The organism is Pseudomonas sp. R3-18-08 (assembly GCF_003852065.1).
Taxonomy (GTDB): domain Bacteria; phylum Pseudomonadota; class Gammaproteobacteria; order Pseudomonadales; family Pseudomonadaceae; genus Aquipseudomonas.
This window is the reverse complement of the sequence record NZ_CP027729.1, coordinates 2220411-2232920: the sequence shown is the minus strand read 5'-3', so window position 1 is coordinate 2232920 and position 12510 is coordinate 2220411. Positions and strand designations below refer to the sequence as shown.

At 57.8% G+C, this 12510-nt stretch carries 9 protein-coding genes and 4 pseudogenes; 9 read left to right on the top strand and 4 right to left on the bottom strand.

Annotated features, from left to right (window positions below; genetic code table 11):
• Positions 1-253 precede the first annotated feature (253 nt).
• The 6 genes and pseudogenes from C4J92_RS10410 (at position 254) to C4J92_RS10385 (ending at position 4981) form a co-directional block, all read left to right on the top strand.
• Positions 254-988 carry a hypothetical protein gene (locus C4J92_RS10410; RefSeq protein ID WP_124403742.1) on the top strand — a complete coding sequence of 245 codons (735 nt, stop codon included), beginning with the start codon at positions 254-256 and terminating at the stop codon, positions 986-988.
• Positions 989-1102: 114 nt separating this feature from the next.
• Positions 1103-1318, top strand: a complete 216-nt coding sequence (locus C4J92_RS10405) for an AlpA family transcriptional regulator (RefSeq protein ID WP_124362248.1) — start codon at positions 1103-1105, stop codon at positions 1316-1318.
• A gap of 12 nt (positions 1319-1330) precedes the next feature.
• Complete coding sequence (locus C4J92_RS10400) at positions 1331-2182, top strand: ParA family protein (protein ID WP_124403741.1); 852 nt, start codon at positions 1331-1333, stop codon at positions 2180-2182.
• Between the two features lie 91 nt (positions 2183-2273).
• Positions 2274-2966: pseudogene (locus C4J92_RS10395) on the top strand (ornithine cyclodeaminase); the annotation flags it as partial.
• Between the two features lie 147 nt (positions 2967-3113).
• Positions 3114-4529, top strand: a pseudogene (locus C4J92_RS10390) (amino acid permease).
• 272 nt (positions 4530-4801) lie between these two features.
• Positions 4802-4981 (top strand): hypothetical protein, encoded by a 180-nt coding sequence (locus C4J92_RS10385; protein ID WP_124362246.1) that lies wholly within the window; start codon positions 4802-4804, stop codon positions 4979-4981.
• 204 nt (positions 4982-5185) lie between these two features.
• On the opposite strand, the pseudogene C4J92_RS10380 reads toward C4J92_RS10385, so the two are convergent.
• From C4J92_RS10380 to C4J92_RS10370, 3 genes and pseudogenes are all read right to left on the bottom strand, one after another.
• Positions 5186-5918: pseudogene (locus tag C4J92_RS10380) on the bottom strand (LysR substrate-binding domain-containing protein); the annotation flags it as partial.
• 26 nt (positions 5919-5944) lie between these two features.
• Positions 5945-7168, bottom strand: coding sequence for an MFS transporter (locus C4J92_RS10375; protein ID WP_256657472.1), 1224 nt, complete (start codon positions 7166-7168; stop codon positions 5945-5947).
• Positions 7169-7227: 59 nt separating this feature from the next.
• A complete protein-coding gene (locus C4J92_RS10370; RefSeq protein WP_124403740.1) occupies positions 7228-7902 on the bottom strand; it encodes an RraA family protein in 675 nt (224 codons plus the stop codon).
• Between the two features lie 244 nt (positions 7903-8146).
• Between C4J92_RS10370 and C4J92_RS10365 the strand changes: the two genes are divergently transcribed.
• The 3 genes from C4J92_RS10365 (at position 8147) to C4J92_RS10355 (ending at position 11552) form a co-directional block, all read left to right on the top strand.
• Positions 8147-9139 (top strand): hydroxyacid dehydrogenase, encoded by a 993-nt coding sequence (locus C4J92_RS10365; protein ID WP_124403739.1) that lies wholly within the window; start codon positions 8147-8149, stop codon positions 9137-9139.
• Positions 9140-9218: 79 nt separating this feature from the next.
• Complete coding sequence (locus C4J92_RS10360; protein WP_124403738.1) at positions 9219-10547, top strand: MFS transporter; 1329 nt, start codon at positions 9219-9221, stop codon at positions 10545-10547.
• Positions 10548-10778: 231 nt separating this feature from the next.
• A complete protein-coding gene (locus C4J92_RS10355; protein WP_256657471.1) occupies positions 10779-11552 on the top strand; it encodes an amidohydrolase family protein in 774 nt (257 codons plus the stop codon).
• Here the strand turns inward: C4J92_RS10355 and C4J92_RS10350 are convergent.
• Positions 11535-12265, bottom strand: a pseudogene (locus C4J92_RS10350) (IclR family transcriptional regulator). The gene C4J92_RS10355 and the pseudogene C4J92_RS10350 overlap by 18 nt on opposite strands.
• Positions 12266-12510: the final 245 nt, after the last annotated feature.

Sequence of the window (12510 nt, the reverse complement as noted above, 5' to 3'; positions counted from 1 at the left end):
CTACGGCAACTTTTCCATGCGCTGCCGTGTGGAAAACCTGCACTTCCAGATGCCGCCAGGGGTATCGGCTCTTCGAGCATGTCTACCGGGCGCGTATTTGGCGTTGGCCGGTATTTCGCCCCCCAAACTCCACCGTTTCGTTAGATGCTACCCGCGACGGCTGCTGGCACACGCCTCGTTTATTTCATTGTCAGCATGGCCGCCCAAACTAGGAATTGATTGATGACTTCACTTTTCATGCAAGGTATTGATCATGCGAAAACTACCTACTCCGTTAATCAAAGCCTATTACCACCCGATTGAAGCGGCGATCCGCTGGAGCAACCTGCACCGCTTCGAACCCTTGATCCTGGCCCAACTCGGTAACCGTCTGCGCCCGACCCAGGACGACTTTCCACGCTGGCCAACCCTGTATTTGAATAGCGAGCGGCTTTATTGCGGGCTGCACAACGGTGATCTGCCCTTCGGCAAACACGGCGTCATTTGCCGGGACGTGAGCCTACTCGATGACCCGGGCCTGTGCGTATGCGAGGTGCATCTGAAGGCGTGGATGCAGCAAAACTACCCGGAAGAAAAACCGCGTTTCCTGTATGGCCCGGCCGAACGCCGTGGCCTGAGTTGGGCGGCATTGCAGGAGATGTCCGCTAATCACACGGCACTGAAAGTGCAGCTCGACATGTGCGCTGATAAAACCGCGCAGTTGAAGGAACGCAATACCCTGCTCAAACGTAGTTTAGCCGAGATCCGGCGCTTGCCGCCGCCCGGCGAGGAACTCAGTGATCGCGGCCGCTCCGCACTGTTGAACATCATCGACGGCCTGCTGACGGCGCTGCGCGGCAGCTCGCCCGGTGGCCAGCGTTACAGCCAGTTCGACAGTGACGCGGCGATCATCCAGACAGTCATGACCTACCACGGCGGGCGCGTGAGTATTACCGAGCGCACGATGCAAAAGCATTTCGCGGCCGCTCGCCGCAGCTTGGCCGCTTGAGCCTGCTGGCCGGTGCCGCACTTGCGGTGGGACGCGCCGTAGTTGCGGTAGCCGTCGGCTGAGGCAGGCTATTGAATACCGATCACCCTATACAAGCCTTCCGGAGTGATCACCATGACTGATAACACCTCCATAGCCTCCCACGCCGAGCGCCGGGTACTGCGCCGGGTGGATGTCGAGCATAAAACCGGCCTCAAGCGCGCTCACTTGTACGCTCTGATGCGTACCGGGCGCTTCCCTAAAAGCATTCCACTGGGCATCCGTGCGGTGGGCTGGGATTCGCTGGAGGTTGAACAGTGGATCGCCGAACGCCGCGCCGAGCGCAACTGAGGGGAGATGACCATGCGTGTTGTGTCCCTGATTTCCACCAAAGGCGGTGTCGGCAAGACCACCACGGCGGCTAATCTCGGCGGCTTTGTCGCCGACGCCGGCTTGCGCGTGTTGCTGCTGGATCTGGATGTGCAGCCGACCCTGTCCAGCTACTTTGCCCTGACTCGCCAAGCATGTGCCGGCGCTTATGAGTTGCTGGCCTTGAACGAGCATGACCTGCAGCGGTTGGTGTCGCGCACCAGCATTCCCGGCCTGGATCTGATCCTCTCCAACGACGAATTGGGGCAGCTCGGCACCTTGCTGTTGCATGCCCCCGATGGGCGCTTGCGGTTGCGCAACCTGTTGCCGACTTTTGAAGCGTATTACGATCTGCTGCTGATCGACACCCAGGGCGCGCGCAGTGTGCTGCTGGAGATGGCGGTGCTGGCGGCAGACCTGGCGCTGTCGTCGGTGACCCCGGAGATCCTCGCAGCGCGCGCACTGCGCCGGGGCACCTTGCAGTTGCTGGACGATATTGCGCCCTACCGTCACTTGGGCATCCAGCCGCCGCCGCTGCGGTTGTTGATCAACCGTGTGCACCCGGTCTCGGCCGATGCGCGGCAAATTCAACGGGCACTGCGCCAGGTGTTCGGCCATGGCGGCGGGGTCCAGGTGCTGCACACGGCGGTGCCGGCGATTGATGCCTATCCGCGCGCCGCTACCCAGCAGTGGCCGGTGCATCGGGTCGAATACCGTAAGCCGTCAGGCCGCGCTGCCCCCGCTGCTTTGGAAACAATGCGCGCATTGGCGGGTGAACTGTTCCCGGCCTGGATGGAGCGTTTCGCCACGGTCACTGGTCGTGGAGGACGCCCGCATGGACATTAATCGTTTGCCGCGCCGCCTGCGCCGCTTGATCTGATGGCGCTGCGCGAGGGCTGGTGGGTGCGGATCAGCCCCGACCTGCAACTGACCTTGCGCAAGCCCGGCCTCCCGCCGATCCACACCGGCACCCGCGCTCATTGGCAATGGCGCTCAGAGCGAGTTTCAGGCGCTTGCCTTCCATGAAATGCTGGGCATCAGCGAAATCCGCATCTTCGATATTGATCGCGATGCCTCACTCAAGCTGCTGCGTAACCTGGCGGCTTTCCCGACGATCAACGTGATTCACGTCGACTCCATACAGGAGGCGGTCAAGGGCGCGCACATTGTCACCACCGTGACCGCCGACAAGGCCTACGCAACGATCCTGACGCCCGAGATGATCGAGCCCGGCATGCATATCAATGCCGTCGGCGGCGACTGCCCGGGCAAGACCGAACTGCACGCCGACATCCTGCGCAACGCCCGGGTCATCGTGGAATTTGAACCTCAAACGCGGATTGAAGGTGATATTCAGCAACTGGAGGCTGACTCGCCCGTCGTCGAGTTTTTCCAAATCGTGCAAGGCGACGTCCAGGGACGCGAGAACGATGAACAGGTGACGGTCTTCGATTCCGTGGGCTTTGCCCTTGAGGATTTCTCGTCGCTTCGCTACCTGCAGGCGATGGCGCACGAACATCAGGTCGGTCGGCACATCCACCTGGTCCCCACGCCTGAAAATATAAAGAACCTGTTCCAGATGCCGGATCAGCAGCCGGCCAAAGCCGCCCATCTGCGCACGGCCAGTTGACCTGCGAGTGACGCCCCCGGCATTTGAACTGGGGGCCGTCACTGTCCACATAAAACAACACCGTCACCCGCCATTGCCTCCTGACAATGGCGCTGGATATCCACTTTTCTGCCAAAACTCAAAAACATAAGATCAAGAGGTTTTGAAATGAAATCGAATTCATCAGAGCGGGCTGAGCAGCCTGCGCTGCAGCGCACGCTCAGCAATCGTCACATCCAGTTAATGGCCATGGGCGGCGCCATTGGCACGGGCTTGTTCATGAGCTCCGGAAAGATCATCGCCCTCTCCGGCACCTCGATCATCCTTATCTACATGATCATTGGCCTGTTCGTTTACTTCGTCATGCGTGCCATGGGCGAAATGCTGCTTTCCAACTTGAATTTCAAGACCTTTGCGGATTTCGCCGGCGCCTACCTGGGGCCCCGCGCCGCATTTTTTCTCGGCTGGTCGTATTGGCTGAGCTGGAGCGTTGCGGTGATCGGCGATGCCGTCGTGGTGGGAGGCTTTTTCCAGTACTGGTTCCCCCACCTGCCCGCCTGGATACCGGCTATCGGGATGCTCGCGACACTGTTCGCCCTGAACGTGCTGACGGTCAGGCTTTTCGGTGAAGTCGAATTCTGGTTCGCGATCATCAAGATCATCGCCGTGGTGACGCTTATCGGCGTGAGCATCGTGCTGATTGCCAGCTCGTTCGTATCCCCCAGTGGCGTTACCGCGTCCCTGGGCCACCTGGTGGATAAGCAGGCTGCATTCCCTCATGGCGTGCTGGGTTTCTTTGCCGGCTTCCAGATGGCGATATTTTCCTTTGCCCGCACCGAACTGATCGGCACCGCTGCGGCAGAAACCCGGTCTCCGGAGCGGACCCTACCCAAGGCAATCAACTCGATTCCGCTATGAATCATCCTGTTCTACGTGTTGGCATTGGGCTGCATTATTGCCGTGACGTCCTGGCAACAGGTGTCACCTGTAAAAAGTCCTTTTGTCGAACTTTTCCTCGTCGCCGGCTTTCCCGCAGCAGCCGGCATCGTTAACTTCGTGGTCCTGACATCCGCCGCGTCATCGGCCAACAGTGGCTTATTCTCCTCCAGCCGTATGCTGTTCGGGCTGGCGAATCAGGACAACGCCCCGGGTATTTTTCGGCGACTGTCGGGCAACAGTGTGCCGCTGCTGAGCCTGGCCTTCACCACCCTGTTGATGCTGGCGGGTGTACTCGTGCTGTTCATCGTTCCGGAAGTCATGACGGCATTCACCATCGTTTCCACCGTGTCAGCGATTCTGGTGATCTTCACGTGGTCGACCATCCTCGCGTCCCACATTGCCTATCGCAAAAAGCATCCTGAGCTTCACGCCAAGTCGTCTTACAAGATGCCGGGCGGCGTCCCGATGGCATGGTTCTCACTGGCTTTTTTGGGCTTCGTTCTGTGCCTGCTGGCACTAAGACCTGACACCCGCGTTGCCTTGATGGTCATGCCGGGGTGGTTCATATGGCTGGCAATTGCTTATCAGCTGACACGTAGCAGGAAGCCAAAAACCGCAGTTGAATCGGCAAGTCAATTCGGTTGAGCTGCTAACGAGGCCTCTGCGCCAATCCTGAACAGCACCCGCCGAACTGACAATGCAGATAAGCCTGCTTGCCCAGCATTGCGGTGTGTCGGTCAATAGATAGACTGAGCGACACACCGCAATCCCGAACACTCCTGGCCGCATCAAGCAAGGGAATACAACCCAGCGGTAGAAGGACCCATCCGAAAGTTGATGCACAAGGAATCGTAAAGGGCTGTGCCAGCGGTGTACTTGAATACGTACTTGAAAACCGTGGCTGGAGATGGATTTCAGTGGAATTCGGAAAACGAAAAAAGCGGCTCACGGATGCTATTTCCGTGGTACCGCACCTGAAAAAAGAGCAAAAAAAGCGACCTGTTAAGGTCGCTTTCTTTCGCTTCAAGGAGTTCAAGGGCCTCGAAGCTAAATATGGCGCAGCGGACGGGACCATTACTCACCCTCCAAATTCTTGAAAGTCTTAGGGTTTCAGAATGTAACAGTTTCTTTATGGCCTGAATTGTGTACTCATTAGCTGTCACTGTAAACAGTTCCCCTTAACCAACGCTGTCTCAGTATCGGAAGGGTTCGACAAGGTAATCCAAGAAGCAGCGCACCCGAGCTGGAACATGCGCTCCATGTGAGTCCAGATGAAAGTCGTTCCAACTTCCAGATCGCTCTTACAGGTCCGATGTTTGATGCGCAACATCCCGGTGCCTCGAAGATGTCTCCTGTTGAACTTCAGCGGCGAGCGACATCGATGCAGCTAATTTGGCGATCCACGTCAGGCACTGCTGCAGCAACGCCGACTCATCCCCTGCCCTGTAACTGACAATAATCGGCGAAGTCGCCAAAGGTTCCAACAAGGGCGAGTAGCCAATATCGTCGCGGTGCAAACGCTGCACCGAAGCCGGTACCAGGGAAATGCCAATACCCGCCGCTACTAGCCCGATGGCGGTCTGCAGTTCATTGGTCATTTGCGCCACACGGACCTTCAAGTCATGCCGGGCAGATAGCCGCAGCACATGATCGGCATAGCTGGGGCGAATATTGCCAGGATAGAGTACAAAGGGTTCGAGGGCCAATTGCTCCATGCTTACCGTCGCGCCCAGCAAGTGGTGCCCGGCGGGCAGCGCCACGACCAGGGGATCCTGATGTATAACTTTTTTGCACCACGGCGGCGTCGATGTGGATGCGCCCGAAACCGATATCGATACGCCCACTTTTCAGGGCTTCGACCTGCTGCAACATGACCATTTCCGACAGGCCCAGCTCGATACCGCCATCGCTGCGCAGGCGTCGGATAAGCTCAGGTAGCGCGCCGTACAGCGTCGACGGCGCGAATCCGATCCCCAACCAGCGCCGTTGCCCCTGAGCAATACGCCGGGTGTCATCGCAGACCCGCTCCAGCTTCTATTTCAGACTGCCCCTAGGGCACGTTACCCACGATTGGCGATTTCACGACCAATAACGATCATTAACAACAGTCCACCAGCTATGCCAAGCGTCAAAGGCGCCCCCAGGTGGGCCGCAATTAGTCCCGCAAACAGCCCCCCAATGGCCTCGAAACCGAAACGCAACGCGATGTAAAACGCAATGACTCGTCCGCGAAGTGCGCTGGGCGCGCCACTTTGCAGTTGCATATTACTGCTCACATTACTCACGGTGATCCCAAACCCGAGGACTGCCAAACACACTAACGCCAGCAGTAGATGGCCAGGCACAGCCAGCCCAAGCAAGCCCATTGCGCATAACACCGCTCCAGCCAATATAAAATGCTGCAACCTCGACGCTGAACCGCTTACCGCTAACACGACGGTCGCCAGGAAAGCGCCGGCACCTGCAGCGCCCCATAGCCACCCAAGCGTGCGAGCATCCCCCTCATAAACTGTCTTGGCTAAAATGGGCAGCAACGCGGTATAGCAGGACGCGAGGAGGTTGATAATCACGACACTGACCATCAACCGCCGAACTTCAAGCGTTCTCCAGAGATAACGCACCCCTTCTCGAAACACTTCACCTGTTGAGCCACTGGCTCTTGGGCTTGGCGTCACGCGCACTTTCATGAGCCCGATCAGCAGACACAGAAACGCCAGGGCAGTCAGTAAAAAGCAGCCTGCCTCCCCCGCCAAGGCAATCAAGGCACCGGCCAAGGGTGGCCCGACAAAGCGAGCCGCATTGATTAACATGGCGTTAAGTACGAGGGCATTGGGCAGGTCGGCCGGATCAGGAACAAAGCTTGTGATCAACGCCTGACGGAGCGGAGTCTCCACGGCATTGAGCAATCCGAGCAGCAAAGCCATGAGCGCAATAGTCAGGCCGTTCATCCATTGCCCATAGGCGAGAATCGCCAGTGCCAAGGACTGTAGAGCGAGGACGGTCTGCACGATAATCAGCAGGCGACGCTTGTCGTGCCTATCCGTCCAGGCGCCTGCCAAAGGGCCAATCAGCAGCTGTGGCGCCAGACTGAGGAAGGTAATAGCGCCGAGCAGCACCGCCGAGCCTGTCAGGTGATAGGTCAACCACGACAACGCGACTTGTTGAACCCACTTGCCTAGGGTGGAAACGGCTTGCCCTGCAAAATAGATTTGAAAATTGCGATGTGCCAGCGCCCTCACGGATGCAGGCCACTGACTACGGTGCGTGGTGTGGGGGTCAGGCAAGTCATTGCTCCTGATTGACAAGTAACAGTAATGCCCGCCCCGCACGCATCAATGGCAGATTACGGCAGCAGGCAACCTTTTTTCTTCAGCGATTCCAGTACCCAGGTACGGTCGTTGGTGCCTATAGCAATCTGCTCCATCTGCTTGCTCTCGGCGGCATGCTTGGCAGCCGCCCACTCATAGACTTCGCCGACTTGATCGAATGGCACACACAAGAGGCCGTCATCATCGCCAATAATCAGATCGCCGGGCTCAATCACCATACCATCGATCGCAATGGGCACGTTGATCTCACCCGGACCATCCTTGTAAGGGCCGCGATGTGAAATGCCTGCCGCGAACAAGGGAAAATCATCCGCGCCGATGACTGCCGAATCTCGAATCGCGCCATTGATAACGATACCCGCGACACCGCGCTTGATGGCGTAAGCAACCATCATTTCGCCGATCAAGGCATTGGATAGATCGCCCCCAGCATCGACGACCACCACATCACCCGGCTCCGCTATATCCAGTGCGTAATGCAGCATGAGGTTGTCGCCCGGACGGGCTTTGACCGTGAGCGCCGGGCCAGCCAGCACACCGGTACGATGCATAGGACGAAGCTTGGCGCCACCGGCGGTCATGCGGTTCATTGAGTCGCTGACATTCGCCACTGGAACTTCCCGGTAACGTGCGACCCACTCGGCATCGACCTTGCGCGCACGTTCCAAAACCCTGAATCCAATGCTCATGCGACCTACCTCTATTGACGTTGTTTTATTGAATTTATTCGCAGTCGTTGGCCAAGCAGCCAAACCTTAATTTCAGAATTACATTTCATTTATTCAAAATCAACATCAAATTCGCACCAGCAATCTGCACATCTTCGTATTTTCATCATCAATATTGCAACGTCATTTCATTATGGTAGTGTTGACTCACTGCAATGCATCATTTTCGACCGTCAGCCACAACCATAAAAACAAGGTACCTGTCATGACCCGAACCATCCTGCTTACCGGGCCCGAACTCGCCACTGACGCCATGAACCTGGCCGCGAGCCAAGGCGTCAGGGTAATCCCCACAACACCCTACCTTTCTTCTGAAGAGCTGGAAGCGATAATCCGTGCGGAGCAACCCGATGCAATCATTGTCCGCCAAGGGCAATTGACCCGCGCCATGATTGAGGCGTCCTCCAACCTCAAATCTATTGCTAAGCACGGCGTGGGTTACAACACCATTGATATTCAGGCGGCCGCAGACCATCGCATTCCGGTCAGCATCGCTGCCGGCGCCAACGCGCAGTCCGTGGCCGAACTCGCCTTCGCGCTGATGTTCAGCGTGGCGCGCCAGACCGCATTGCTGGACGCACGCATGCGCGACGGTCACTGGGATAAGTCCTCGGCGAACGGCATTGAATTGTTTGGCAAGACGCTCGGACTGGTTGGCTTGGGCTCGATTGGCAGCATCCTGATGGACCTGGTTGCCCCTTTGAACATGAAGGTAAAGGTCTACGACCCCTACTTGAAGCAACTACCGCAACGCGCTCACGTGGAGCGCGAGGACGATTTCGATCGACTCCTGGCCGAGAGCGATATCATCAGCCTGCATTGCCCTCTGACCGACTCCAGCCACAATCTGATCGGGGCTGCACAGCTGGCGCGCATGCGCCCGGGCAGCATCCTGATCAACACCGCCCGGGGCGAGTTGATTGATACCGGGGCACTGGTCAAGGCATTGAGCGAACGCAAGATAGCCGGCGCCGGCCTGGACACCTTCAATCCGGAGCCGCCCCCTGCCGACAGCCCACTCTGGGGCCTGCCGACACTCGTGGCCACGCCACACGTCGGCGCAAATACCTCCGAGGCACGCGACCGCGTAGGCCTCGTTGCGCTTCAACAGATTTTCGATGTGTGGGCGGGCAAGGCTCTGGATCCTCGCTGCGTTGTCAACCGACACCTATTCGATGTCTGTTCAGCTGTGGAGTGATCCCCACTGTCTTCCCTGAAAAACGGGAACCTCAAAATGAAACGCGACACTCCAGAAAAAATAACAATCGGAGAGCCTCATGACTACAGCAACGTCCCCCATAAGCGAGCTAGAGCGCAGTACGATGCACAGGGTCGCCTGGCGAATCCTGCCCTTCCTGATCATCTGCTATTTGATCGCGATCATAGACCGCGGCAATATCGGCATGGCTTCGCTGCAGATGAACGGAGACCTGGGCCTGACGGCGAAAGTTTTTGGTTTCGCGAGCAGCTTGTTCTTCGTTGCTTATTTCCTCCTCGAAGTACCCAGTAACCTGGCCATGCAAAAATATGGCGCGCGTATCTGGATCGCCAGGATCATGATCACGTGGGGGCTCATCTCTGCGGGTACAGCGTTCGTGCAGGGCGCCCATTCGCTGTATGTGATGCGATTTCTGCTCGGCGCCGCCGAGGCGGGCTTCTTCCCTGGCGTACTTCTTTACCTCACCTACTGGCTGCCCTCCGCTTATCGTGCACGGATGGTCGCGATCTTCATGGTGGCTATTCCTGCGGCCAACTTCATTGGCTCGCCACTGTCCGGCCTTTTGCTCAGCCTGGATGGCTGGATGGGGATGCGCGAGTGGCACTGGCTATTCATTCTAGAAGGCATACCCGCTGTATTGCTGGGACTTGCCTGCCTGTTTGTGCTGACGGATCGCCCCGAGCAAGCCAAGTGGCTCACTGATGAACAGCGTAGCTGGTTGGCTAAACGCCTGGCTGAAGAAGCCTCGAAAAAAACTGCAATCGGGCATATCTCCTTGTGGAAGCTGCTGCGCCATAAAGACATCTGGGTGCTCGCACTGATTTACTCGGGCGCGTCCGCCGCTGGCAGCACCATGAGCGTATGGGCCCCTCAGCTGCTCAAGACCTTCGGGTTGAGTTCCCTGGAGATTGGCCTGGTGAACGCCATTCCCTATGGCATCGCCTCGGTACTCATGATCTTTTGGGGACGCAGTTCCGATCGCACCGGGGAACGTCGCTGGCACACGGCAACGACCTTGTTGCTGATCGCGGCTGGGTTGCTCATGACGCTGTTCACCTCCTCGCTGATCGCGACCGTCATTATGCTCACCATGGTTCTGGTCGGGGCATACTCAATGAAAGGCCCATTCTGGGCACTGGTTTCCGGCTGGCTGTCATCCTCCACCGCCGCCGCAGGGCTCGCGGCAGTCGGCGCGATGGCCAACCTGATCGGTGGCGGCCTGATGGTGAATGCCTACGGTGCGATCCACGATGCAACCGGCAGTTATGCCCTGGCGCTCATGCCGCTGGCAGCCCTCTGCACATTGGCCGGAGTCATGGTTTTGGTGGTCGGTCGCAAGCGTCAGCGCGAACAAGCCGAGCTGGGCGCGTCCATGATCGCCAAGTAGATACTTCTTAATCAAGGCTACGATGCCAGCGCTTCCCTATCGGAGCGTTGGTATCGCGATGTAAAAATAATAACAAGAGGTTTTGCGATGCTTCTATCTCGTCGCCGCTTTCTGCAAGCAGGCAGTGCACTGGGCGCTGCTGCGTCCATGGGCGCTTTTGCAAACGTTCCTTTCAGCCAAGGGGATGAAAGGCCGAAGCTTACGCCACCGGCCGGCAGCGTGGATTGCCACATGCACCTGTATGACGGCCACTATCCCACTGCACCCAATGCAACCTTGTTCCCGCCCGATGCTTCACTGGAAGATTATCGTCAACTGCAAAAACGCCTGGGCATGAAAAGGATGGTTATCGTAACGCCATCCACGTATGGCACCGACAACCGCATTTTGCTCGATGGGTTGCTTCGCAGCCGCGGCGATGCACGCGGGGTCGCGGTTGTCGATGGCTCAATCACCGACAGGGAGTTGGCGCGCCTGGACAGCGCCGGCGTGCGCGGCATACGGTTTAATCTTAGTGTTGGCGGTGCGGCACTTAATGACCTGGAATCGCTTGCCTTGCGCGTGAATGAACTGGGCTGGAACGTTCAGATTGCACCCGGCCCGCTTCTGGTCGATCTGGAGCCCCGATTGGCGAAGCTTGCGGCAAAGGTGGTCATCGATCACATGGGACATGTGCCACAACCGGATGGACTGAACTCTGCCGCCTTCGCCTCGATCACCCGGCTGCTGAATAATGAAAAAACCTGGGTCAAACTGTCCGCCCCTTACTTGCGTTCAAAGACAGGGGCGCCGAGGTATGAAGACGTCAGCAAGGTAGCCAGCGCGCTGATCAAGCATAACGCCGAGCGTATGCTGTGGGGGAGCGACTGGCCCCACCCGACACTTGCAATAGACCAGAAACCTGATGACGCTAATATCCTGGATCTGTTGGCGTTCTGGGCTCCGGACGCAGGTACACGCGAATTGATTCTGCGCGACAACCCCACCTCACTTTACGGCTTCTGACTCCACTCCGGCGGTTTGGCCGTCCGCCGGCTTTAGCCCCAGGCTGCGCATCAGGTCGCGCGCAGCCTCGAAGAAAATGTCCTTCAAGTTATCGGCGCACTCCTCTGTCAGTCGGCTGGCAGGCCCTGATATGACGAGCGCGCCCATCAACTCTTGCTGCCCCCGTAGATCGGCAGCGCGATAGAGGACGCATGCGGATCCGTCGCACCGCGAGAATAGTAAGGCTTTTCCAGTGCAATGCCGACATGAAAAGGTGCCCGCAACGCCTGGGCTCCAGCTGCCTCGTCCATGGGACGCATATCGCCAGGCTGCATATTGAGTCGCAGGCGATGTGAAGAATTCACGCGGTACTGACACATCCGATAGGCGCCATGGCGAACATAGAAAGAAACGGTCTCACCCGTTTGACCGGAGAGGTGCAGCAGTCGCGGCATCACATGACGCTCAAGATCAAGCGACTCCTGATACACCGCGTTAAGCCTCATGACCTCGCTGGCCAACTGATAACGCCCGTCGGTCATCCGCGTGATGTAGCCTTGGTTTTCAAGCGAAACCATCAAGCGCATGATCGTGCTCTTGATGAGCCCCGTTCGTGCCACCAGCTCAACCAGACTCAACGCAGAATCGCCGATTCGAAATGCAGACAGAACGGTCAAGACTCGGTCAGCCGAAGCCACACCGTTCACCGCTGGACGCGGCCGCGCCTTTACCATCGAATATACCTCTATTGCTGGGCCCGTCTGAAAAACTGTCAGGGCAGGAAAATCCATTATCTTACAACGATAGTCTCCTCGCCATCCCCGTGACTATTGCGTAGCCAAGGGTGGGTTTGGTCGTACTGGAATAGTCGTTTGGGGAGAACACCCTGCTGCTGATCACCGCACTTCTGCGGGGCCTTCCGCTGACCACAGAGGGATTTTCCAGCCTTTGAACGCTGTGTAAATACCTATGCCGTGAT

Excerpts from the sequence above, each read along its gene's own strand:
- C4J92_RS10410 (WP_124403742.1), top strand. The coding sequence starts at position 254 with ATGCGAAAACTACCTACTCCGTTAATCAAAGCCTATTACCACCCGATT.
- C4J92_RS10405 (WP_124362248.1), top strand. The coding sequence starts at position 1,103 with ATGACTGATAACACCTCCATAGCCTCCCACGCCGAGCGCCGGGTACTG.
- C4J92_RS10400 (WP_124403741.1), top strand. The coding sequence starts at position 1,331 with ATGCGTGTTGTGTCCCTGATTTCCACCAAAGGCGGTGTCGGCAAGACC.
- C4J92_RS10370 (WP_124403740.1), bottom strand. The coding sequence starts at position 7,902 with ATGAGCATTGGATTCAGGGTTTTGGAACGTGCGCGCAAGGTCGATGCC.
- C4J92_RS10365 (WP_124403739.1), top strand. The coding sequence starts at position 8,147 with ATGACCCGAACCATCCTGCTTACCGGGCCCGAACTCGCCACTGACGCC.
- C4J92_RS10360 (WP_124403738.1), top strand. The coding sequence starts at position 9,219 with ATGACTACAGCAACGTCCCCCATAAGCGAGCTAGAGCGCAGTACGATG.
- C4J92_RS10355 (WP_256657471.1), top strand. The coding sequence starts at position 10,779 with ATGCACCTGTATGACGGCCACTATCCCACTGCACCCAATGCAACCTTG.